Origin of the sequence: Reichenbachiella sp., assembly GCF_965223055.1 — a bacterium.
In the GTDB taxonomy this organism is placed as follows: domain Bacteria; phylum Bacteroidota; class Bacteroidia; order Cytophagales; family Cyclobacteriaceae; genus Reichenbachiella.
Genome location: NZ_CBDCVM010000010.1, coordinates 695,430 through 720,166 on the forward strand (window position 1 = coordinate 695,430; position 24,737 = coordinate 720,166).

The 24,737-nt window shown below is 38.1% G+C and carries 16 protein-coding genes; 5 read left to right on the forward strand and 11 right to left on the reverse strand.

The window, feature by feature from the left end; genetic code table 11:
• Nucleotides 1-47: 47 nt before the first annotated feature.
• Nucleotides 48-2,579, forward strand: coding sequence for a PAS domain S-box protein (locus ACOQO5_RS10810; RefSeq protein WP_420581705.1), 2,532 nt, complete (start codon nt 48-50; stop codon nt 2,577-2,579).
• Here the strand turns inward: ACOQO5_RS10810 and ACOQO5_RS10815 are convergent.
• The 7 genes from ACOQO5_RS10815 to ACOQO5_RS10845 all read right to left on the reverse strand — a co-directional run bounded on the left by ACOQO5_RS10815 (nt 2,576) and on the right by ACOQO5_RS10845 (nt 15,970).
• Entirely contained in the window at nt 2,576-3,553 is a 978-nt protein-coding gene (locus ACOQO5_RS10815; protein ID WP_420581706.1) for an ROK family protein, read from the reverse strand. The two genes, ACOQO5_RS10810 and ACOQO5_RS10815, sit on opposite strands and share 4 nt — an antisense overlap.
• Complete coding sequence (locus ACOQO5_RS10820; RefSeq protein ID WP_420581707.1) at nt 3,553-4,410, reverse strand: hypothetical protein; 858 nt, start codon at nt 4,408-4,410, stop codon at nt 3,553-3,555. The genes ACOQO5_RS10815 and ACOQO5_RS10820 overlap by 1 nt, the downstream gene beginning before the upstream one ends.
• A gap of 108 nt (nt 4,411-4,518) precedes the next feature.
• On the reverse strand, nt 4,519-5,610 hold the full coding sequence (locus ACOQO5_RS10825) for an acyltransferase family protein (protein WP_420581708.1): 1,092 nt from the start codon (nt 5,608-5,610) through the stop codon (nt 4,519-4,521).
• A gap of 56 nt (nt 5,611-5,666) precedes the next feature.
• Nucleotides 5,667-7,619: a glucosamine-6-phosphate deaminase gene (nagB, locus tag ACOQO5_RS10830; RefSeq protein WP_420581709.1), complete on the reverse strand. Its 1,953-nt coding sequence runs from the start codon at nt 7,617-7,619 to the stop codon at nt 5,667-5,669.
• Nucleotides 7,620-7,940: 321 nt separating this feature from the next.
• Complete coding sequence (locus tag ACOQO5_RS10835) at nt 7,941-11,234, reverse strand: VCBS repeat-containing protein (RefSeq protein WP_420581710.1); 3,294 nt, start codon at nt 11,232-11,234, stop codon at nt 7,941-7,943.
• A gap of 78 nt (nt 11,235-11,312) precedes the next feature.
• Nucleotides 11,313-12,860, reverse strand: a complete 1,548-nt coding sequence (locus tag ACOQO5_RS10840; protein WP_420581711.1) for a SusD/RagB family nutrient-binding outer membrane lipoprotein — start codon at nt 12,858-12,860, stop codon at nt 11,313-11,315.
• Between the two features lie 20 nt (nt 12,861-12,880).
• Entirely contained in the window at nt 12,881-15,970 is a 3,090-nt protein-coding gene (locus tag ACOQO5_RS10845; protein WP_420581712.1) for a SusC/RagA family TonB-linked outer membrane protein, read from the reverse strand.
• A gap of 487 nt (nt 15,971-16,457) precedes the next feature.
• Between ACOQO5_RS10845 and ACOQO5_RS10850 the strand changes: the two genes are divergently transcribed.
• The 4 genes from ACOQO5_RS10850 to xseB all read left to right on the forward strand — a co-directional run bounded on the left by ACOQO5_RS10850 (nt 16,458) and on the right by xseB (nt 19,609).
• The gene (locus ACOQO5_RS10850; RefSeq protein ID WP_420581713.1) at nt 16,458-17,333 is read left to right on the forward strand and encodes a sensor histidine kinase; all 876 of its coding nucleotides are present in this window, start codon (nt 16,458-16,460) and stop codon (nt 17,331-17,333) included.
• Entirely contained in the window at nt 17,323-18,036 is a 714-nt protein-coding gene (locus ACOQO5_RS10855) for a LytR/AlgR family response regulator transcription factor (RefSeq protein ID WP_420581714.1), read from the forward strand. The genes ACOQO5_RS10850 and ACOQO5_RS10855 overlap by 11 nt, the downstream gene beginning before the upstream one ends.
• Before the next feature lie 155 nt (nt 18,037-18,191).
• Nucleotides 18,192-19,421 (forward strand): exodeoxyribonuclease VII large subunit, encoded by a 1,230-nt coding sequence (gene xseA, locus ACOQO5_RS10860; protein WP_420581715.1) that lies wholly within the window; start codon nt 18,192-18,194, stop codon nt 19,419-19,421.
• The gene (xseB, locus tag ACOQO5_RS10865) at nt 19,418-19,609 is read left to right on the forward strand and encodes an exodeoxyribonuclease VII small subunit (protein WP_420581716.1); all 192 of its coding nucleotides are present in this window, start codon (nt 19,418-19,420) and stop codon (nt 19,607-19,609) included. Before xseA ends, xseB begins: the two co-directional genes overlap by 4 nt.
• On the opposite strand, the gene ACOQO5_RS10870 is transcribed toward xseB, so the two are convergent.
• The 4 genes from ACOQO5_RS10870 to ACOQO5_RS10885 form a co-directional block, all read right to left on the reverse strand.
• A complete protein-coding gene (locus ACOQO5_RS10870) occupies nt 19,610-20,668 on the reverse strand; it encodes an alpha/beta hydrolase (RefSeq protein WP_420581717.1) in 1,059 nt (352 codons plus the stop codon). It abuts the gene before it with no gap.
• 286 nt (nt 20,669-20,954) lie between these two features.
• Entirely contained in the window at nt 20,955-21,617 is a 663-nt protein-coding gene (locus ACOQO5_RS10875) for a response regulator transcription factor (RefSeq protein WP_420581718.1), read from the reverse strand.
• A gap of 12 nt (nt 21,618-21,629) precedes the next feature.
• Nucleotides 21,630-23,204, reverse strand: coding sequence for a PAS domain-containing protein (locus ACOQO5_RS10880; protein WP_420581719.1), 1,575 nt, complete (start codon nt 23,202-23,204; stop codon nt 21,630-21,632).
• Between the two features lie 715 nt (nt 23,205-23,919).
• Nucleotides 23,920-24,660 (reverse strand): alpha/beta hydrolase, encoded by a 741-nt coding sequence (locus tag ACOQO5_RS10885; protein WP_420581720.1) that lies wholly within the window; start codon nt 24,658-24,660, stop codon nt 23,920-23,922.
• Between the last annotated feature and the right edge of the window lie 77 nt (nt 24,661-24,737).

Consider the following 24,737-nt stretch of genomic DNA (forward strand, 5'->3'; position numbering starts at 1 on the left):
GAATACACCTTGCAGACAAGCACCTCACGTTTAGCAATAGCCCAAAAATGTCCACTATCCGAATCACAGCACTTTCTATCATTCTAGTTGTTTGTGCTATTCTGATTTCTGTGAATTATTATACATTAAAAACTACCTCTGCTGTTAGAGCTTACATCAATGGTGAATCTCAATATTCAAAAGGTCAAAAAGCAGCTTCTAACCATCTTATTCTCTACTTAACCTCGAAAGAAGAACACTACTGGGATAAGTTTATTGCCGACATAAATATTCCAATTGGTGATAGTCTAGCTCGAATAGCTATGCAAAATAATCTTGGCAATCAAGAGATAGAAAAGAGACTCTTACAAGGAAACAATCATGCTGAAGATCTTGAAAGTATGATTTGGCTCTTTAAACGATTTAGAGAAATATCTTTTATGAGTGAAGCCATCTCGTTATGGGCTTATGGTGATCAACTCATCGGAGAGCTATACCAACTTGGCCTTGATAGTCGAATGAGATTACACAATGAAAATTGGTCAGAAAAAGAATTACTCTTAACCCTCGAACGAATCAACCAACTATCCGCTGACTTAACTAAAGCTGAATATAATTTCAGTAAGGTTTTAGGAAACACTGCAAGGTATCTCGAAAGCTGGTTATTTATAGCCAACAGTATGCTTATTATACTACTCATAGGATTGACGAGTAGATATGCCATGCGGTCGATTAAAAAATTAAAATCCGCGAATGAATTACGCAATAATTTGAGCAACGCTTCATTTGAAGCCTCTATATGGTATGATCAAAAAAGTGTGATTTCATTTTGGAATCCACAGGCAGAAAAAACATTTGGATGGAAAGCAAATGAAATAATTGGAAAGAAACTTACAGATACGATCATACCTAAAGAATATCACCCAAAACACATACTTGGCATTGAAAACTATGTGAATGTGGGTATTCCTCCGTTATCTAACCCCAGGGTAGAAACTGTTGCACGGCATAAGGATGGAACGATTATCCCCATTGAACTATCCATACTAGCGCTGCATGAAGGAAATGAAGCTCTATTCTGTGCTCACATATTCGACCGAAGTTCAATTGTTGCTCAAAAAGAAAATGAAGAAAAGCAAACTTCCTATCTAAGAGCCATTTTAGAATCTACTGATGATGGCATACTAGCAACAGGGAGCAATGGAAATATATTAGAAGCCAATCACCGGTTTTGTAAACAATGGGGAATTGATCAGGATTATATCAAAACTGCCCCTTTTGAAGAAATATCTCAATTCATTCTAAATCAAGTCATAGATGCAGGGCAAATATTGTCCGAAGTCCAAGAACTTATACATTCCGATGAAGTGCATACACGATTGGTACATCTCAAAAGTGGCCAGATTTTCGAGCGACATTCAGTCCCAATGATATTGGATGGAAAAAATATAGGAAGAGTTTGGTCTTTCAGGGATATAACAGACAAAGTAAAAGCAGAATCAGACTACAAAAACCTATTCGAAAACTCCGCAGAAGGTATCTATATCGGTTTAGGAAAGAGAAATGGGGAACTTCTTACTGTAAATCCGGCGATGGCAAAAATGTATGGTTTTCGCTCCCCAGCAGAAATGTTGGAACAAGTAAAAGAACCTGCACTCCAATTTTTTGTAGATCAAAAAGATCGTCAACATATTCGAAATCAACTTAAAGCAGGTAAAACCAAAATTGAGGCTGAATACCGAAGTTTTAAGAAAAACGGCGAAATCTTTTGGGTTCGTAATCACTTGAAATTCACCGTAGATGAAAATGGTGCACCGCTCAGATTTGAAGGTTCAGTAGAAGACATTACTGCCAGAAAACACACCCAGGAACAGCTGGTTCAACAAATCGAAGAATTGAAAAAAGTCAACTTCGAGTTAGATCGGTTTGTTTACAGTGTCTCCCATGATTTGCGCGCACCACTCCTATCAATTAAAGGTTTGGTAAACATCTCTGAATCAGAAAACCCATCGTCTGCTCTAATGAAATATCTTGGCATGATCAGAACCAGCGTCGAGCGTCTGGATAAATTCATTATGGATATTTTGGACTACTCCAGAAACTCTCGCTTAGAGGTTCAGCAAAATGAAATTGATTTCAAAAAACTAACCAATGAAATCATTAACAATATGATTCATATGGAGGGATATCAGCACGTATTATTCAATTTGAATGTAGAACTGAAGTCCAAATTTGTTTCTGATAAACGTAGAATAGAAGTCATTTTAGCCAATCTAATTTCCAATGCCATTAAATATCAGGACTTGAATAAGTCTACTCAGAATATTGATATTACTATTATTGAGCAAAAGGCACAAAAACAACTATCGATTCAAGTGAAGGACAATGGCATCGGCATTGCAGCATCCAGTCAAGATAAGATTTTCGACATGTTTTATCGAGCCAGCGACAGATCAAAAGGTGCCGGTTTAGGACTCTATATCATCAAAGAAACCGTAAAAAAAATGAATGGATCGGTCGATTTATCTTCCAAGGAGGGCGAGTTTACTGAGTTTAGTATTTCCCTTCCTTTGACCATCGAAACGAAACATTCCGGTTAAACCGGAACACTCTTTATCTTCTCATTATCTTCAAGTATTAAACTTGCAGCTCCTATAATTGGTGTATGCGTACTGTCTAACTCAGAAGGTAATATTTTAATTTTACCTTGATAGATATTGAGTAAATTTTTCTCAAAATTTTTGATGGTAGGTTTAAATATCAATTCACCAGCTTTGGCTAAACCTCCCATTATGAAGATAGCCTCTGGGCTCGTATGCCCCACAGCATCTGCTAATTTCGCTCCAAGGACTTTCCCAGTATAATTGAAGGCCTCCTTTGCTACAACATCACCATTATTGGCAGCGTCTGCTACCATTTTAGTATTCAGGTCATCAAAACTATACCGTTTCAATTCGCTATCCATGTGATGATCTGCCAAAAGCTTATATACAGTTCTTTTCAATCCAGTAGCAGAAACATACGTTTCCAAACATCCTTTTTTACCACACTTACACAGGCGTCCACCACCGATTTTGTAGGCAATATGCCCCAACTCACCCGCGTGGCCATCATGCCCTTGAATCAATTGACCATTAGCTACAAATCCTGATCCCAAACCTGTCCCAAGCGTGATAGTAATAAAATCCTGCATGCCTTTGGCTCCCCCAAACATCATCTCTCCTATGGCCGCAGCATTGGCGTCGTTGGTGAGTTTGACAGGCAAATGGAATTCAGCTTCAAGCAATTCCGCAATTGGAATAGAACCTGACCAAGGTAGGTTGGGCGCATCTTCAATCGTTCCTTTCTTGTAGTTACCATTTGGAGCTCCTACACCTACACCAATAAGCTCTACATTTTCATCCAATGAGTCTATAGAGTTTCTGATCGCTCTGGAAAGCTCAGCTATATACGCGCTAATATCAGGATTGTCAGTTGCAATGCTGCTATGAATTCTCACTTTACCAGAAGTATCAACTAAACCAAATTTAGTGCTGGTACCTCCTATATCTATTCCAACTATTAATTCAAGCATTATTTTGTAGTGTAGTGTTTATTAATATGATATTGTACTAATTGTTCGATGGGCTCTTTGATTATTTTACCTAGTTCTATTTCTTTCTCGATTAATATTTCTTTCAATATGTCTTCAAAAAAGAATGGTATAGAACCCACAAAATTGACTGTGTATTTCTTGTGATTAGGGAAGCTTTCCAAATAAATCTCTACATATTTCCTTATCCCATCTTTCAGAATAACTCTAAAAAATGGATGATCCATGTGTTGATGTATAAACTCAGAAAACGAGGCCAAATACACATTTGCAAAAGGTTTCATATATACGTTTTGCAAAATATCATGCTTGGTAATGTTATATGTTTGTTCAAATACTGTGGCTATTTCAGGTGGGAGTTGCTTTCGCAAAAAGGATTGAAGCAGTATCTTTCCAAAATAAGCTCCACTACCCTCATCACCCAATACATAATCGATACCTGGCACCTCCTGTCTCACAATATCGCCATCGAAAAAACATGAATTAGCTCCTGTACCCATCAAACAAGTAAAACTCGGAGTACCATCATATGTAGCAAAAGCCGCTGCTACAATATCATGATTGACGTAAATGTGAGATTTTGTAAATACTTTGGCTAATGCACGTACTACAATGTTTTGTAGCTTTTTACTAGAGCAGCCACTTCCGTAGAAGAAAACTGCTTCAATTTCATCTGCATGCTTGAGTAACTCACTCAATGAGCGAACAGAAACTTCAATGATATCTTCTGTATAAAAATACGGATTGATTCCACTGGAGCTCAAATTCAAAACAGTTTCTTTGCCCTGAATAAGTTGCCAGTCGCATTTAGATGATCCGCTTGTTCCTATAAGTATCATATGATCTTTTGACTTAATTTCAAAACTAATTGTAATCTCCTTTTTCCTTCATTTTCTTAGAAAGAATTACAACAAAATTTAAAATTATTACGACATTTTTAATTCCTCCTATACTTTGATAAAAATCTTCTTTCTATACAATATTAAAATTGGAAGGTAGCACAAAGTGACAAACCCGACTGCATATGCAAAAGAGGCAAAATAATTATCTCCAAAAATATTGACCAGTCCATCAAACAACACTTGATGTATAGAATAATCACCTAGGGAAATTATCCCAAAAAGAGAAGCCAACACCCCTGACAATGCGTAGGCAGTTATAGCATTGGAACCAAAAACTTCAAAGGGAAACGTCAGTTTGGAACGGTACTTTTGAATATCAAGTAGCCAAAACAAAATCCCGTAAAAATTCATAGCAATCCCACCAGTATATAAAACAAATGAGCTTGTCCATAAACTTTTATTGATTGGAAAGGTCATGTCCCAAGCCAGAGCGATACCTATCAGAACATTACCAAGCACGAAGATTTTACCAAGTCCTTGTGCTTTATTTTCTGCAGCAAACAATATTTTACCTGAAAAAATCCCTAACAGCCCTGTGACCACAGCAGGCAAAGTACTAAGAAAACCTTCGGGATCCCATGTTTCGCTCAAACGCCACATGTGGCCACTTAGAAATAGTCGATCAAACCAGGCTGCAAAATTAGTTTCAGGTTCTAGGTTTGGTTCGCCAATTCCTGGAACAGGAATAAAACTCATGATTATCCAATAGCCAACAAGCAAGGAAATTCCAATTATTATCTGCACTCTTGTTTTGAAGTAATGGTGCATTAAAGCAATAGCCAGAAAAACCAAAGCGATGCGCTGTAATACACCAGGGATTCGGAATGTGGATAGTTCGAAATATGGAAACCCATTTAGAAAGAGTCCAATCAAAAAAAGATATAAGCTCCTCTTTAATATTTTACTCGTGATTAATTTTCGATCATGCCCTGTTTTTGGCTTGCCCAATGAAACAGCCATACCGACCATATACAAGAAAAAAGGAAATATCAAATCCGTAGGCGTACACCCATGCCATTTCGCATGCAAAAGTGGTCTGTAAACGTAGGACCACGAGCCTGGGTCATTAACCAATATCATAGCCGCGATGGTCAGGCCTCTAAAAACATCAAGGCTTAGGAGTCGATCTTTACTCAAATTGTGAAGTTTTAGTTGGCTCGACGAGTTGCTCGCCGAGCTATTTTTTTCAAAAATTACAGGAAATGATACCTTCTGAAGCCTTCTATCGCTTCATACTCTGCCAATCCAAGGCTATCATACATTTCGGCTGTCTCTCTATTTCTATCTTCAGATCTCTGCCAAAATTCACGACTATCTTCGCCCTGAAATACTACACCATCCTTTTGAGATTGATGTCTAAAAATAGCCATTCTTTTCTTCATCAACTCTTCAGGACTGATAGGCACTGCCATCTCGATTTCATCAATAGGATACTCATGCCATGCGCCTCTATAAAGCCATACCCAACAATCCTTCATGTATTTTTGCTTTTTCAGGCCTTCTAAAGCCGCAAATATTCCTTTCAGACAAACTTCATGTGTGCCATGTGGGTCCGCCAAATCTCCTGCAGCATAAATTTGGTGCGGTTTAACTTCCTCTATGAGATTTTTAATAATATCAACATCTGCTTTCCCCAAGGGGTTTTTCTCTACTTTGCCCGTTTCATAGAATGGCAAATCTAAGTAGTGAACCTGACTATCAGGGATACCGTAATATCTACAAGCACTTATAGCCTCTCCTCTTCTTATCAATCCTTTTACTTTTCTGACATCTATCGAAGTCACATCTTTTTTGGACTTTGAATTGATTTCCTTCAACATTTTGTCGAAAACCTTAGTATCAGCTTTTTCTCCTGCGGCATACTCGTATAATTGTTTGGCAAACTCTGCAAAACGATTAGCTTCATGATCAGCCACTGCAATATTTCCAGAAGTCTGATAAGCTACATGTACTTCATGCCCTTGATCAACTAAGCGAAGAAATGTGCCTCCCATAGATATTACATCATCATCCGGGTGCGGACTAAAAATAATGATTCGTTTTTTGGCAGGTGTAGCTCTTTCGGGTCTGTTCGAATCATCAGCATTCGGCTTACCTCCCGGCCATCCTGTAATGGTATGTTGAAAGTGATTAAACATTTTGATGTTCACTTCATAAGCGCCGCCTTCTCCTAAGATTTCAGACATGCCGTGATCATTGTAATCTCTGTCAGCCAGCTTTAGAATTGGTTTGTTTAGCTTTTGGCTCAACCAAACTACTGCTTTTTTCTTCAGATCTTTTGTCCATTCACAGTCACCAACCAGCCATGGCGTTTGGTACCTGGTAAGATCTTGAGACGCACTTTCATCTAGCACAAATGTCACATCCTCATGTTCCTGCAAGAAAGTAGCCGGCACATCAGTTGACATCTCTCCTTCCACAGTTTTTCTTACAATTTCGGCCTTTTTCATACCATAGGCCATGATGACGATTCGCTTAGCCTTAAGAATAGTACCGACACCCATGGTAACTGCTTTACGAGGTACATCCGTCATGCTATTGAATGCAAAGGCGTTGTCTTGTCTGGTCAAATAATCCAGCGTAATCATTCGCGTAGTTGAATTGATCTTGGAGCCTGGTTCGTTAAAACCAATATGGCCAGTTCGGCCAATGCCCAATAACTGAAAATCTAATCCTCCGTAGCTCTCAATTTTTTCTTCGTACTGCGTACAGTACTCCGCAATATGTTCGAATGCTATTTTCCCACTTGGTACATTGATGTTTTCTGGTAGGATGTCTACATGATCAAACAAGTGGTGATGCATAAAATGGATATAACTCTGATTATCCGTTTTGTCTAACCCATAGTATTCATCTAGGTTGAAGGAAACAACATTTTGAAAACTTAACCCTTCCTTCTTATGCATGCGTACCAGCTCTGCATACACCTGAATGGGTGAAGAACCAGTAGCTAAACCCAAAATGCACTTTTCATTTCTTTCGGTTTTATATCTAATCAAAGCCGAAATCTCCTGGGCAATTATTTTTGATGCTTTGTCAGAGTCTTCGAATATTTCGGTATGTATCTTTTCAAATTTGGTAGATTCCATCGCGCTCCACTCCTTACGACTAGTCCTTTTAGATGCTATTCCGGTATCTTTTACCATAGTTATGCTCATATCCAATTTCTTTTAAAAAGCGTAATTCTGCGCTTTTAACTTATTAATTATGAAATAAAACTAGATATTCAATGAATGGAGAGGAAAAATATTAGCTAAACTGGTATTTTTTGAAGCTAAACGGGAAACAGCAGCAAATAGCCCTAAAAAAGAAAAGATCACGCAAAACGTGACCCTTTCTAACCCAAAACTCTAATTTAATTTCTTGTACTACTACTAAATGTGAGTACTAAGGTATGTTTAGCTCAGGTGGCATCGAAATTCTTTCGCTGTATGACCTGATATTAGAGCTAAATGGAGGCAAGCTTGTTATTTCGCAACCTTATGAAATATCAACGGACCATTGTTGATGGCATTGACCACATATTCTTGTCCACCAATTTTCATTTTTACCATTTTACGTGTCTCACCGAGTGTATAGAATCCTGATGCATCCGCATCCATGGATTCAAAGCTACCATCGCCAGCACCTAGCAACACCAAACCATAACTACTATCGTTTCTTGGTGTTTCTATTTCGGACTGGTATAAATTTCCGGCTAACAAAAGATCCCAATGACCATCTTCGTTCCAATCCTCAACTATGAAATCGTTGATGCTTGACAGTTGTGCTTCACTAGGAAAAGGCACAAACTCGTACCCCGTATGAGTGGTCATCAATACCCCACTAGAAAAATTAGTTGCTTTAAGGTGTAAAACATCTGTTTTTCTACTCAGCTTATAGATCTCAGCCAAAGATGATGAGCCGAAGCTATGATAATTAGCAAATTCTTTTTTTAACTCAGGTACTTGCTGACTCGAGCATTGACGGCCACGAACAGGATAAAGTTCACCGAAATTGTAATAACCCAAAACAATGTCTTTTGAACCGTTTTGGTCAAAATCTGAGTAATACACCTCGAAGGGCTCCTCAGTATTGGCTTGATATTTATAGTTATTACCCAGATTGCCCAGTACATAATCTAAATCTCCATCTTTGTCTATGTCTACCGCCTTCACAGTGCCATACCATCCACTGAGACTGTCTAGGAATACACTAGGCTTTTTGGTGAATTTCTGACCATCATAAATCAAAAACGTAGGCGCCATCCACTCGCCTACCATGATCATATCTGAATCTCCATCTTGATCGACATCTGCCCATTCCATGGTAGTGACTAATCCTATATCCTTCAGGCCTGCTGCTATTTCGGATGTCACATCTATCAACTTCTCTCCAGTATTTTTCAGCAAATAACTTGTCGCAGGATTAGGATAATCCCCTGGCCTATGTCTGGTACCAACGAACAGATCCGACCGCCCATCCTCATTGTAATCATGAACCTTTACCACAGAACCACTTTCATAAATAGCTGGTAATAAGTCAAGTGCATATTTCAGCTTACCTCCATTATTGATGTATAACCTATCGACATAGCGTTCATCTCCATCTTCGAATTCATTACCCCCATATACCACGTACAGATCCAGGTCACCATCATTATCAAAGTCAAAAAACACCGCATCTGTGCTCTCAGCAGAATTATCATCCAACTGCTGTGATTGTTCGAACTCTCCCGATGTGGATTGTAAGTAAACGCATGACTCACTGCCGACAGCCTGCCCAAAAAACAGGTCTTCTAGACCATCTCCATTCACATCCCCTATGGCCATAGCCGGGCCAAATTGTGACAACTTGTGCGGCAATAAAACTTGCTTTGCATAATCATCAAATTCGTTTTCAATATGCTTTATTGCTTTTGCCCCTGTTTTTGTAAAAAGTGGTTTTTGAGGTCTGCGCTCATCTGACTTGCTAACAGCATCCTTTGCATCTAACAGTATGGATTGGTTGGCGCTGATCTGAGTGAGTTCTTGGGAGGTACCATTTGGCCAGACCACCTTCATCCTATTCACTTCTGTAGAAGTACCTAGACCCACGTTGATTCCTGAAGCTATACTCGATTGAAACCCTCGTACACGGTAATGTTCAAAATACTGCGTCTGATCATTGGTATACACCCACAGTTTGGCACCTATACCTTCTGGATTGTTTGGACTACCTTTTAGTTTGATCGAGATGAAATTGTTAGTTGAATGATTTTGATAGATGGTGGCCTTTTCATCGATATTGTTGATGATCAAATCCAAATCCCCATCATTGTCAATATCTGCATATGCGGCACCATTGGAAAGTGACTTCTTCATAGAAGGGCACCAAGTATCTGTTGATTTTAGGAAAGTGAGGTCACCATTATTCTTATAGAAGTAATTCTTGAGTGGCTTCTTCGGAATTTTATTTAACGTGGCTTCCATGTGGTTTGGATTATCCAAATAATTAGGATCTGAAGCCATCATTTTTTTTAAAAATAGGTTGAAATCGTTATTTCTAAAATCCCTTTTGATTCCATTGGTAATGAAAATGTCTTTCCATCCGTCGTTGTCAAAGTCCACCATGAGTGGCGCCCAACTCCAGCCTGTGTTTGTAATTCCAGCTAATCTGCCAGCATCCGTAAATCTAGGCACCCGATCGTTAGCATTGTATGTCGTATTCCTCTGGAGTGTATTGTACATATACTGATGATGAAAGCCTTGAGCTAATCTCTTGCTGAAAAGCTCTGGGTTCATTGATGGCATACTAGTTTTGATGCCGTAATTATCTTCAGACACCATGTCCAATACGAGCACATCCAAGGCCCCATCATTGTCATAGTCGGCAATGTCATTTCCCATCGAAAAATTAGAAATGTGCCTAGTGGCCGTTTTGACTACTTCTTTAAATGTTTTGTCTTTTTGATTGAGATAGATGTAATCCATCTCCTCATAATCATTCGATATATAAATGTCCGGCCATCCATCTTCATTCAAATCACCGACGCCAATTCCCAGACCATACGAAATGGCATTTGAATAGATGTTGGATTCGTTTGTTCTGTCAACGAATACGCCATCGACATTTTCGAAAAACTGATCTCCTTTGATATTCTTTTTACTTCTTCCAATAGCGAGTTCTGATTCGGGGATACGAGTGGGATTGTGATTGAGTAGGAAGACATCCAAATCGCCATCAAGGTCATAATCGAGGTAAGCCGTCTGCGTACTAAACGCTGTGCTGGCCAAACCATAATTTGCCGCTTGTTCTTCAAATATTGGATTACCCGAGTTATCATTTCCCTGATTGATATAAAGTTCGTTAGCGCGAAGCGAGTCTGCTTGAAACGGCCCTGAATAGCAGACATAAATGTCTAGCCTACCGTCCGCATTGATATCTACCATACTGACACCGGTGGCCCATCCTTCTTTTCCTTCAATGCCTGATTTTTTGCTGATGTCAATAAACTGTAGGTCACCAGTATTGAGGTATAGAGCATTAGGACTTAGATTGCTTGTAAAATATATATCTTCCAAACCGTCACCGTTGATATCTCCAGTAGCTACTCCGCCGCCATTATAGTAATACTCGTACACGAACGAATTCATTGATGCTGATTCTGGTATTTCGTTTTTGAAATTAACACCTGATGTCAACGCGCTGACCTCTTCAAAAAGTGGCTTTGTAACTTCTTGCTTATCTGCTTGACAAGCTACTATGAGCAATACCAAAAAGGAAAGGATAACTTTTTGCATCAGAATTAAAACTTTAGGGTTGAATGAAAAAAGACCACCTCTCTCGAGATGGTCTTTCTAATTTATCTAATAATGGAATTAATTAACGTCCCACCAAACTTTTGTCGTCATTGCATCAGGGCCACCATTTAATGTGTTGCCTTGCTCTACTCCAGTTGCATTAAGCAATACTGCGTTAGAAGAATATCTCAATCGCTTTGGCAATGCGTTCTCAGCGCCTCCTACAGTATTAGCAAATCCAGGAGTTCCCGTAGCTGCTATTGGCTTAGTATCAAAGCCTAATTGTTCAGCTACATTCATTCTTCTTGACACAGCCCAAGCTTCATATCCATAAGTATATGCGGCAAACCATCTTTGTAGTGCGATTTGATCGAAAGCCGTGGCAGCAACAAGTGTCGCTGAAGGATCAGTCAAATAAGTGGTAATATCAGCAGCATCCACACCCCAATATTCCATATGACCTTGGATCGCATTCGTAAAATGAGTTTGAGCTGTCCCTAAATTACCTGCATCTAGTGCTACTTCCGCTTGAAGTAACTCAGCTTCAGCATAAGTCATTACTATGGAAGGCATGACATCACTTCCTTCAGAATAAATTCTCGCATTTGGCCATGAGAAAGTTTCAAAATTGTTTGCATTGATGTAATCGGAATTAGCGCCAACAATTGAACCAACATAGTCAGCAGAATTTCCAACAGTTCCTCCTTCAATTGGTTGAGCAAAGGCATATAACCTTGGGTCATTGTTAGCTTTCAATGCATCTACAAGTGTACTACTCATAGACCATCTAGCCGCTGGCCCATCCCATGTCCACCAGACATCGCTATAACCATTGAACAAGTTATTTGCATTTGTGTAATCTCTATCTACAGCAAATGAATCATCATTACTGCTCAGAAAAGAACCTTCAGCCATAGCTGCAGAAATTACAGCATCAGAATTACTACCAGAAGCATCTTTAGCTCTTAACGCCATTCTCAATCTTAACGTGTTAGCTGCTTTTATCCATTTAGAAACATCACCACCATACACTATATCATTTCCTGCATAAGCGTGGGTTGTACCTACTACTTTGAGTGCAGTAATTGCTTCACCTAACTCAGCCATGATATCGTTGTAAACGTCTTGCTGAGATTCGAAAGCTGGTGCGGCAATGCCAGTACCTGCTTCAGAATAAGGAATAGCACCAAACTGATCCGTCATTCTTTGATAGAAGAACCCTTTCATTACCTTTGTAATTGCATTAATTGCTGGGTCTTCTGCAGTTCCACCGACATCCGTTCCTTCCAAAAGAGAGACCAAATTAGCAGACACTTTTGAATATGGATCATCCCATGCAGCATCAGTCCATCCAGCATTATAAGAGAATCCGGCTGCATTTCCAAACCATGTACCAGCAAAACTGAATGACCATTGGTCAGCAAATCTTGATCCGAAAATCAAATTTCCTCTCCAAGTGTTAAACCTAGTTTCTGCAAAGGCGTGTCTTTGAACATATGTAAATACTGGCGCTAAGTTATCACTAACTGTAGACGGACTATTTGGACTTGTATTCATCTCCTCAAAATCATCTGTACAAGAGGCTACGGCTACGAATACCAAGAATATTGATAATATCTTTTTCATAGTTTTAATTCTTTAATTTATTAGAAATTAACCTTAAGGTTGAAACCATAGCTTCTTGTAGCAGGAAGTGCGTATGCTTCAATTCCCTGGCCATTTCCACTATTGTAACCTGAGACTTCAGGATCAAAATCCTTAATAGTTCTAGACAAGAAGAACAAATTTCTTCCAGTAATGCCTACAGACACTCTATTAAATGGAGTTTTCGAAAGTACGCTTGAAGGTAAGTTGTAAGAAAGAGTAATCTCTTTAAATTTAACAAAGCTTCCATCTTTCACATAATCCTCAATGATATTACGTGATCCATAATTAGATCCCCAGTATCTCATGGCGGTTGCTGCTGTCGTATTTGGATCACCAGCTTCAGTCACACTGTTCGGTACTACAATTCCACCATCTCTTCCCTCTAATGATCTTTCGCTTCCACCATTACCATCTAGTACAGCACTTGTTACAGACATAATCTTACCACCTTTTCTAAAGCTGATCAAGAAGTCAAGTGCAAAATTCTTATAGGTAAAGCTGTTAGTCAATCCTCCCAATAGGTCTGGATTAAAATCGCCAAATGACACTCTTTCTTCGGTAGCCAATGGCAGTCCTTCAGCATCTACAATAATTTGTCCAGCATCGTTCCTTTGATATCCGAATCCTCTAATTTCACCGTAATTTCCTCCTGCAACAGCAGATACGAAGAATACTCCGCCTCCACCGCCTTGAGCTAAATCAAGCGTTGTGATTCCATTCTCAGGATCTAACTCAATCACTTTTGTCTCATTAGATGACATGTTTAAGTTGGCTGTCCAAGTAAAATCTCCACCGCGTAGTATTTCTGCATTAATAGCAGCTTCCCAACCTTTATTTTCTACTTCACCAGCATTCACCCAAGCACTAGTAAATCCTGATTCTCTAGCTGTTGAAATTGGCATAATTTGATTCGTAGTATTTGATTTGTAAATGGCAAAATCAATTCCAAATCTTCCTTCCAAAAATCGAACATCAATCCCTGCCTCCAATGCATTTGTTTTCTCTGGAACCAAATTAGCATTTGCTTTGCTTGGATTAATACTAGCTGTGTTGAGCCCAAGGTAAGAATCTCCATCAACAATAAACAAGTCTCTTAGTTTATAAGGTTGTGTATCATTACCTGTTTGTGCATAAGACGCTCTAACCTTCAAAAATGAAAGTGCTCCACCATTCAAACCATCAATCAAATCTGATACTACAACACTAGTAGAAACAGAAGGGTAGAAATAAGAATTATCACTAGAAGGAAGAGTAGAAGACCAGTCATTTCTTGCAGTCCAATCAATGAAAATGGCATTCAAATATGCAAACTGACCACTTGCATAAACGGACTGAACTTCTTTTTCATAAGTTCCAGCTCCTGCATTTACAGTTTTTGTATTCGTGTTTAGAATGTTGTAAATACCTGGGAAACTATAACCACTTCCTTGGTATCCAGCAGTAGTATTATTGTTTTTTCTCAAATTTCCTCCAAGGTTTACACCCATTGAAAAGTCCGAAGACAAATCTTTATTCATTGAAACCAAGAAATCAAAGTTTGATTCTTGAGAAGTATAAGTAAGGTCATTAAGTACTGAATTGTTAAATGGGTGATCAGCTTTGGTATAAGAGAAAATTTTCTGAACCGTATAATCAGTTCCGCCTCTTAGCATTACTTTTAACCAGTCAGTCACATTGTAACTCAAAGAAGTCATTCCAAAGACTCTATTTCGAGAATCTTCATTATACATTTCGTTTACAGTATAGTATGGATTATTTCCATAAGTACTTACTGGTCTTCGTACGCTACCATCGACATCATAGTACCTAGATAATTCGTTCATGTCCGTATTTCTAGGCATCCCAACTAAATTCAACATAACATTATCTCCCCAACCTGACATGCTTGGTCTGTTTTTTACTTTTTGATTGACATATGACACTTTAGCATCAGCAGACAATTTCGGAGTCAATTGAGAGCTAACTCTCACAGTAAATGAATTTCTGTCCAAACCACTTTTTGGCACAATACCAGAATTTGAAACATTAGTATATCCTAATCTAAATGATGTTTCTTCATTACCACCATCCAGAGCGATAGAATTGGTCCAAGTTTTTCCTAAATCAAAAAACTCTTTCATGTTATTCGGCTGTGCACTGTAGGCTCCGTTTTCACCCGTCCAAAGCAAAGCACTTTGACCAGCCATTGCTGGTCCCCATGAACCGGCACCTCTAACTGCATCAACATCTGTCAAGAAGTTTCCATCAGCACCTTGGCCATAAGTATTTTGTAATTCAGGAAAATAGGCAGCTTCTTCAAACACCACATTAGAAGTATATGAAACACCGATTCCTGAACCTGAATTCCCTTTTTTAGTTGTAATTAAAATTACTCCATTGGTTGCTCTTGAACCGTATAATGCAGCTGCTGTTGCACCTTTCAATACTGAGATAGTTTCTATGTCCTCTGGGTTGATATCACCGATACCATTTCCATAATCCATATTATTCCCCCATTCATCAACTTGTGTTCCGTTAGATGTATTATCAAATGGAATTCCATCTACGACATATAGAACGTTGTTATCACCAGTCAAAGAAGAATTACCTCTTAGGACAACTCGAGCTGAACCAGCAACTCCGCCAGCATTTTGAGAGACTTGAAGTCCAGCCACCTTGCCAGAAAGTGAATTAACAAAGGTATTTTCCTTTGCTTCACTTACTTCTTTTCCTCCTAATTCTGTAACAGCGTAACCTAAAGATTTCTTTTCTCTTTCGATACCTAAGGCCGTAACTACAACTTCTTCGAGTTGCTCAGCATCAACAGCTAAGACAATGTCAGCTACACTTCTTCCTCCAACGGGAACTTCTTGAGTAGCATATCCAATATATGAAAATACCAGAACGTCAGCATCTGATACATCCATTTTATAGTTACCATCCATATCAGTAATGGTACCTGTACTCGTGCCTTTCACCGACACATTCACCCCCGGTAAAGCAGTGCCATCGTCTGCTCCGGTGACTTTTCCAGTCAAAGTCCGGGTTTGGGCTTGTGCCATTAGCACCATACCCATGACAAAACTTAATAAAAGTATTCTCTGTTTCATAGACTTAATTTTAGATTTAGTCATTATTAATAGATTTTAGCATCCTCTATTTTCACTAATCTTTAAGCCTTATTAAAAATAAATAGCTGAATGGTGGGATTTTACCTTCGAATGAAGACTTCAGCTCCATTCTATCTCTAAATGGTTAATTATTACCATTGAGCTTTCACTCGCTGCCACCGAGCGAAATATTGACTCTGGTTAATAAAAATTTGATAATATATCGGACATTTTCATTTTACAACTGATAGTAATAGTGTTAACTTCCGATCATCTATTTTTTAAGCCAGAAGAAACCTCTATGCAAAGGACATTGAGCTTTGCCAAGCAACCAGTTGTATACCATACCCTTTTCTGGGTTATTTACTTCTCATTCAATTGGGTACGATGGGGTTCCTATTTTGATGACTATACCTACTCCTTTCGGTCAAATCTTGTAGAGTTTCCACTGCATATAGTAATAGTGTATTTTAATATATACTATCTCATGCCAAGACTGATCCCCAAAAAAATTACTTGGTACATAATTATTCTCTTTCTTTCCACTCTTGGGATCACTATTGTTAGAATCATTTTGACCTATTTATTTGTTACCACAGAAGTATATAAAGAATCAGGTATCCAGGATTTGTCTCTTTTCAATTTCAACTATGTGATGGCCTCATTTATTGGAGAGGTTTATGTAGTGGCCATAGGTACTGCCATCAAAATGACCATAGACTGGATTCAATTCAAAAATAAAACGGCTCAGCTTCAAAAAGTAAATCTTGAAACTGAACTTGCGTTCCTTAAATCTCAAATTCAACCACACTTCTTTTTTAATACACTTAACAACCTTTATTCATTAACCTTGGATAAATCGAACAAAGCGCCATATACCGTGCTAAAACTATCTGAGTTGATGAGTTATGTTATCTATGACGCTAAACAAAAAAACGTACCGTTAGTCAAGGAAATCAAGCACATTCAAAATTATCTTGACCTGGAAATGTTGAGGTATGGAGAACGACTCAATGTCGATTTAGAAATATCTGGAGACATTGAAGGAAAGCAAATACCACCTGTTTTACTATTACCATTTATTGAAAATAGTTTCAAACATGGCACCAGACTGATCGGTCAGGATATTCCCATTCTTATTTCACTCCATGTGAAAGATGGAAGGCTTACATTCATTACTGAAAACAACAAATCACCAGGGCCGATTGCGGACAATGGTTTGAAAACATATAATCATGGGGTCGGTTTAGAAAATACAAAAAGAAGGCTTAAATTGATCTATGATACAGATTTCAAACTAGATTTGATCGAAGGAGAAGAAAAATACAAGACTGTTTTAAATATACCGCTGAATGAAAATTAATTGTTTAATAATAGATGACGAACCACTTGCCATTAATGTGATTAAAAATTTTTTAGTCAACTTTAAAAATTTCGAAGTGGTCGGAACTTGTAAAGATGCGGTTGAAGGCTTTAATTTTCTATCCAATCAAGAAGTTGATGTCATATTCCTGGATATTAATATGCCCACTGTTTCGGGTCTGGATTTCCTAAGAAGTCTTCAAAATCCACCTGCTGTGGTTATTACTACAGCTTACAGGGAGTACGCTGTAGAAAGTTTCGAACTCGATGTGATCGACTACCTAGTCAAGCCCTTCTCGCTGCAGCGATTTATGAAAACAGTTAATCGAATAGAACAACGAAATGCAGAAAAAGAGTCTTCTGATGGAGGCAGCTCCGAGGATGGAGAAAAAGCACACGTTTTTTTCAAGATCGATAAAAAAATGATCAAGGTTTACCTTGATGATATTCTGTACATAGAAAGTCTCAAAGATTATGTTCGTATCAAAACTTACGATGAAAGCTTAATCAACCACAACAATCTAGTAGGAATAGCTGAAATATTACCGGGTGATGATTTTGTAAGAATTCATCGTTCTTACATCATAGCTAAAAACAAAGTGAAAGCCATAGATGGAAACCAAGTAGAAATCGCAGATAAACTTTTGCCCATCGGGAGGAATTATCAAAAGGACATTAAGAATCTATTGCTAGGAACTGAGTAAAGTGATTTACAAAATACGAATTACAATTTCAGGTTAGGAGTCTCTGTCAATCGTAAATAGCACACCTTAAATCTTAATTAACTTTTAATCAAAATATCTAGTGAATTTTCTCACAGCTATTTGGATTTTGAAATTTGTAAATTGACATTTACCTCGTGAATCATTACTCTCTCCAGGAATTCAACTTACTTGTCAAAGACGTTTTATCTACAAACTTAGAACGCTCTTATTGGATCATAGCGGAAATCGGACAAATCAATCTGCATGGCAATGGTCACTGTTACCTTGAGCTTGTAGAAAAAGAAAACAACTATGTAAAAGCAAAGTCAAGAGGTACAATATGGGCCAATGTGTTTCGAGAAATCCACCCTTGGTTCGTTTCTCAGACCGGCTCTGAACTCAAACAGGGGATGAAAGTATTATTAAATGCTTCCCTAGAGTTTCATGAAGTGTACGGATTAAGTCTCAACATTAGAGACATTGACGTCAATTTCACCATAGGTGAACGAGAGCGTAAAAAACAAGAAACAATTAAGCTATTGGAATCCGAGGGCATCATTGACATGAACCAATCTTTGGTGCTTCCAATTGTCCCTCAGCAGTTAGCAATCATCAGTTCTGAATCGGCAGCAGGATATGAAGATTTCATCAATCAGTTTGAAGGCAACCCCTACCAATATCAAGCCACTTTAGATTTATTTCCAGCGACTATGCAGGGAGATGCTGCACCACAGTCCATTATAGATGCTCTTCACAAAATCAATGAATCCAATAAAAACTATGAAGCTATCATACTCATACGAGGTGGAGGGTCAAAGATTGACTTGGATTGTTTTGATGATTATGACCTTTGTTCGCATTTGGCACAGTTTCCACTACCTATAATTACCGGTATTGGTCACGAGCGAGATCAATCAATTGCAGACCTGGTGGCTCATACCCGATTAAAAACACCGACTTCTGTAGCTGAATTTTTGATAGCGAAAATGTCCACTTTTGAATCAGAAATAAATCAAATTCAAGAATCCATCGGGCGGCAAACACAGGAATTACTTTTACGTCAAAATGAACGTATCAATGAGATAAAATTCAAATGGCAACTGAGTGTTAATCAAATTTTGCAGAAGAATTTCTTTGAACTGGAGCAGTGTACACATACCATTGAGCAAAAACCGACTATCATAGTAAACCACCTGAGAGCAAACTTAGATCATAACCAAAAACTGATTGATGCCTACGACCCACAAAACATTTTAAATAAAGGATACTCAATCACACGTTTGAATGGCAAAGCATTGAAAAATCAAAAAGTTAAGTTAGGAGACAAGATTGAAACTAAAACCGCATCTCAAATCATCATCAGTACTGTAAACAAAACCAAATGAGTAAAAAGAAATTAACTTATCAATCCGCATATGATGAATTGCAATCTATTTGTGAACAGTTAGAATCGGAAGAAGTAGAGGTAGATCAAATCACCGAATTAGTGAAACGTGCTAATGAATTGGTTCATTTTTGCCAAGAACGTTTGAGGGGAATCGAAAAAGATCTTAACAAGACTTCCAACAACTAACTAGTTGAGAAGTTTTGAACGTATTTTCACTTTCTTGGAGAAATCTAGATAGGTTACAATTACTTCAAGGTTCTCGCCACCATAAAGTTCAAACCTGCCATCTTCATACACCTTGCCAGCACTTGGGTTCGTCACTTCGTAATTGGCTTCATAGGCCAATGAATATTTTAACCCATCCTTACATGTAATCACTGGATTTAGTCTGGTGAATCTCTTTTGTGCATTTGACTTACTTGGAATAATTTCTATTTCTACATTCATTTTTGAAGGGATATGAGATTTCGCCCCAGCAAAAACCATAAGAGGCATATGTACCCTTTGCCTGACATCTTCCCAAGTATGGACTGCATCCTTCACTTCAAAGTAATAGGCGTTCGTATTTATGCTTGCACCTTGCTCTTTTAGAAGTCTTTGAAATGGCACATAATAGTTCCACTCTGCGGTACCAATATCAAACCAAATTTTCTGATTGGGTTTATATTTTTTAGTTTCTTCATACAAAGCAAAGTCTTCCACCCACATAGATGCAGAAATTCCTGCAGCCATTGAAAAGGTTTCAGGTCGATTCAAAAGCATCCACAAAGCATTCAATCCTCCAAAAGAAAATCCAAATATGGCTCTACCCTCTGGTTTTGATACGGTGCTGTAGTTTTCATCAACATAAGCAACCACATCATCAATCAGAAAGTTGACATAATCCTCAGCATAAGAGTCTCCATTGGGCATTCGCTCGAATTGGTCATTTTGATAAGGTACATAGCGCTCTGCCCTCAACTCATCAGCAAATACGCCAACAACAATGGTCTCTACTATAAGCCGATTGTCAATCAAGCTATCCAGTATATCTTGCAAAGCAATTGTAATCGTAGGGTGACCGAAAAGCATTTGGCCATCATTGAAATACACGACAGGATATTCCTTTGAATTATCGTAAGATGGAGGTACGTAGATGTCAACAGGAGTGCCTTTTATTTTTACCGCATCAATAGAACCTTGACTAGCTGCCTGATAGAAAGAAACGAATAGGCATAGTATTACAAAAGCATTTCTTATTGTCATATCCCCAAAACAATTCTTTTGGCAATACCCATTACTCTGTTCAGATTAACTTAGATTGTGCTTTTTACGAGACAAGAAATATTCGACGTCTACAGGGTTGGGTTTAGGTGCTGTCCAGCCAAATCGTCTTTTGATCTGACCGACTATTTTCTGAATTAACTTCATAACGTTTAATAGCTTGGTTATAGCAAATTTACGAAATTTCAGAATACTTGTTTGAGAGTACTAGTATGCTGCCAAATGCCTGTTCAAATATTCACTTTTTTTAATCAGTAAAAAATAATTTTTATAAGTCATTAAACAAGTCTCTTTCTATTGCATAAACTACCAATCCAGCTACATTTTTACAACCAGTTTTTTCAAGCAAGTTTCTTTTGTGGGCGTCGACAGTACGCATCCCAATAAACAACTTGTCAGATATTTCCTTATTGGAATGTTCCTTACAAATGAGATGTAAAACTTCAAGCTCCCTTGTAGTTAGTGGAATTTCCATTGACAATCGCTGTTTTGGTTTTTTATCACCAGACAGATCATTCATGATGATATCAGTCACTTCTTGTGAATAAAATTTATTGCCAGTCATTACTGTTTCAATAGCTTTGAAAAGTTCTTCTTCGGAACAGTTTTTTAACAAATAGCCCGATACCCCTGCTTTCAGCATCTGTTTGATATGATGGTTTTCATTGAGCATGGTGAGTGCTATTACCCTGACGTCGGGGTTCTTTTTCACTAGCTTACCGGTGAGTTCGATACCATCCATTTCTGGCATCATTATATCTGTTATTACCAAATCTACTTTTGATGGATCATAAATTTCGAAAGCATCAGTCCCATTTTCTGCTTCCAATACTACCTCATATTCTTCACTCTCTTCTAGAAATGATTTAATTCCTTCCCTGATCATCTTATGATCATCTACCAGTAATATTTTGATCAAATTGGTCATCATAAAGTTTAAGTTTTAATATGGTATTTCTACAATTAACTGAGTACCATTTCCTATTTGACTATCTAAAAAAAATTGTCCGCCCACTGAAGATGCTCTGTTTTTCATACTATTTAGTCCAAACGACTCTGCATTCATCACAACCTTCCCTTTGTCAAAACCGATCCCATCATCCTCAATAGTCAGAATAACAGTTTTCTCATGCTTCATCAACTGAATTGTACACTTTTTTGCATGAGCAAATTTGATAATGTTGCTCATAGCTTCTTGGGTAATTCTAAATAAACACAATTCCACTTTTGAAGAAAGGCGATCCCCATTTAAGTTATTATAAAATTCAAATTTAGTATCAACTACTTCATCTACATTTTCAATCAGGCCTTCTACTGCTTCTTCAAAACCATAATCTTCAATGGCTTTTGGCATCAATTTGTGAGACAATGACCTCGATTCTTCGATAGCCTTTTGTAGATAGTCATTGGCTATCTCATATTTTCTTTTTTCTTTATCAGTAAAATCAGCTTGTCTTTTTTTAAGAAAGGTTAAATTCATATGTGCTGTAATAAGGAGCTGCTGTAAGTTGTCATGTACATTTCTTGATATCCGACTTCTCTCCCTTTCTTCAGCTTCCAGGGTAGCCGCGAGCACACGTTCATGGCTGTTCACTCGATCTGAAATATCCACTATACATCCTTCCAGAAATTCCTCTCCATTCTCAATAAGTTGGACCCCTTGCTCCCACAACCATCTTACCTCGTTTTCCTTTGTTCGGATTCTATATGTAGTTCTATAATGCGTCCCTTTTAACAATTGAGCTTCTACATCCTCTTTTGCCATCAATTGATCAGACTCATGAATGATACTATTGAAATGAATGCCTTTCTTATGATCCAGAAAATCTACTGATTCATAACCAGTGACTGATTTTACATACGAACTAATAAATTCCATAGTCCAATCTTCATCATTTTTGCATCTGAAAATAATCCCAGGCACATTTTCAATTAAAGAGAGGTAGCGTTCATTTTGATTGAGTAAAGCTTTTTTGCTCCGATCAATTTCATTTTTCAACCCTTTTTTGTATTCACTAGTTCTCACCTTAGAGCTGATCACAGTGGCTAAAGAATCTAAGGTTGCTCTAACACTTTTTGGCCAATCTCTTTCATCTTCTATGTCAGACATAGCCAACATTCCCCACAAATTTTCTCCTATGAGCACTGGTACTAAGATGACGGATTTGCCACCGGATTCATCAAAGTGCTTCTTCAGCTTCCTCTTTGATTCGCTATATTTTAATGTAATTATTTCACCATCAAGTAGTCGCTTACTAATATCACCAAAAGCACTTAACACCAAGTTCTGATTGATTGCAATTCTTTGATCATCCGGCACTCTCATCCAGGAGTGTCGTACATTGCTGATCCACTTCTTTTTTTCAAGAATTATTTTAGACAAAAAACAATCACTATCGAAGGTTTGCCCAACTAAACGAACGGCGTGATCAAGTGCCTGATTCAGATTTTGATTTACTGTCAATTCGTTGATAGCAGACAACACCCCTTCCAGAACTTCCTCGGACGATTTGGTCATATTCAAATATCATGTAATGTGTTCTAAATCGGATAATTATAATTGAGAAATTAAGTTTTGTAAATAAAAAAGCACCAAAGGCCAATTGCCCCGGTGCTCCAATACCAATCTCATAGCTGATTTGATCTTGTGTATCGTTTAAAAAAATAAACAAGGGCGTCTCCTACTCTATCAACTTCACTTTCACCCCTGTTTTCTTCCAAAAACCAACCTTATTTTTCTCACAATAACCTGCCGGCTTAAAATCTTAAGTAGTTAAGAATTCTGGAAGCTACTTCCCTTCAATTTCAACTTCTCCAGCTTCCAGATTACTTCCAAAAACCAACCTAATCATCAATGTTGTTTAACCTCTTATTCAACTCTACAATACAAAGGTGCGATTCAAATGGATACGATATAAGAGTGAATTGCCTAATAGAGGAAATAGGTGAAAAACCTAGTCCATGTCTTGACATAGCTGTTTACTGTTTCTGATTGTCTTTTATCTACCAAAAAATAAAGGCATGCAAAGCGAATGAAAAATTGATATGCTATCAGAATTGTTTTAGGTATTAGTTGTAATGTAGTTTTAGTGCACAACTATACTGTCGAAACCATTTTGTCACTGTAAGGAGTGATGCTAATAAAATTTTATATTCCAATATTTCTTATCACCGGAATTACAATATTCTACTCAATTATGACGGGGCTTGGGAATTCCACCAAAAAGAGAGAATCATAAATATTGGCTCAGGAATGTTGTAACGGCATCCCAATACCCTCTATGGTCAGAGAACTTACTCCACAAAGCTCGTGATCCATGGTTTCCTGAACTCTCTGGGAGATAGTAGGATTTGGTCTCAGTTGGAATGGCTTCATAAATAGACCACCAACTGCTTTGTTCACCTCTTGCGGAAGTAATGAATGATGGGCATTGGATGCTTTTAGCACTCGAGGTAATATAATCTTTAGGTTTTCCCATAGACTGAAAATATTCACCAGGAGAAAAGGCCAAAACTCCATTTATTTCATCAGCGCGATCACCTGCTATTTTCAACACCAAAGCGGAGGAATATGAACTGCCCCATATAATTAAGTCTCCTTTAGCCAAATAAGTCTTCGCGTGAGTAATGGCAGCATTCATATCTGGTAATGCATTCACATATTTAGTTTCTTTCATAAGTTGACGAGCACTGACAAAGGTCTGATTCTCTACATTATTTACTGCCTTTCCGGACCGCTGATCAACGGCCATACAATTGAATCCCAACTGATTGAGGATAGGTGCAATTTCCTGATATTCTCCCCTGCTCCAACCGGCTTGATGGAATAACACGATGAAGGGTACGGTGTCGGGATGTGATATGTGCAAGTCAACGGTCACTTCCACCCCATCGGATGCTTTGATTTTAATCGTTTCAGCAGCGTGAGCAGCCAGACTCAAGGCAAAGAAAAATATCAGGATTAAACTTCTCATATCAATAGATTTATTTGGAATAATAAATGTAAGCAATTGATTTTGATTTGCGCCTCTACTTACCACGCCTGTTGTGG

Bases quoted from the DNA above. Each gene is read 5' to 3' on its own strand.
- ACOQO5_RS10875 (WP_420581718.1), bottom strand. From the start codon at position 21,617: ATGATGACCAATTTGATCAAAATATTACTGGTAGATGATCATAAGATG.
- ACOQO5_RS10840 (WP_420581711.1), bottom strand. From the start codon at position 12,860: ATGAAAAAGATATTATCAATATTCTTGGTATTCGTAGCCGTAGCCTCT.
- ACOQO5_RS10810 (WP_420581705.1), top strand. From the start codon at position 48: ATGTCCACTATCCGAATCACAGCACTTTCTATCATTCTAGTTGTTTGT.
- ACOQO5_RS10815 (WP_420581706.1), bottom strand. From the start codon at position 3,553: ATGCTTGAATTAATAGTTGGAATAGATATAGGAGGTACCAGCACTAAA.
- ACOQO5_RS10880 (WP_420581719.1), bottom strand. From the start codon at position 23,204: ATGACCAAATCGTCCGAGGAAGTTCTGGAAGGGGTGTTGTCTGCTATC.
- xseB (WP_420581716.1), top strand. From the start codon at position 19,418: ATGAGTAAAAAGAAATTAACTTATCAATCCGCATATGATGAATTGCAA.
- ACOQO5_RS10855 (WP_420581714.1), top strand. From the start codon at position 17,323: ATGAAAATTAATTGTTTAATAATAGATGACGAACCACTTGCCATTAAT.
- ACOQO5_RS10850 (WP_420581713.1), top strand. From the start codon at position 16,458: ATGCCAAGACTGATCCCCAAAAAAATTACTTGGTACATAATTATTCTC.
- nagB (WP_420581709.1), bottom strand. From the start codon at position 7,619: ATGGTAAAAGATACCGGAATAGCATCTAAAAGGACTAGTCGTAAGGAG.
- ACOQO5_RS10885 (WP_420581720.1), bottom strand. From the start codon at position 24,660: ATGAGAAGTTTAATCCTGATATTTTTCTTTGCCTTGAGTCTGGCTGCT.
- ACOQO5_RS10820 (WP_420581707.1), bottom strand. From the start codon at position 4,410: ATGATACTTATAGGAACAAGCGGATCATCTAAATGCGACTGGCAACTT.
- ACOQO5_RS10845 (WP_420581712.1), bottom strand. From the start codon at position 15,970: ATGAAACAGAGAATACTTTTATTAAGTTTTGTCATGGGTATGGTGCTA.
- ACOQO5_RS10870 (WP_420581717.1), bottom strand. From the start codon at position 20,668: ATGACAATAAGAAATGCTTTTGTAATACTATGCCTATTCGTTTCTTTC.
- ACOQO5_RS10835 (WP_420581710.1), bottom strand. From the start codon at position 11,234: ATGCAAAAAGTTATCCTTTCCTTTTTGGTATTGCTCATAGTAGCTTGT.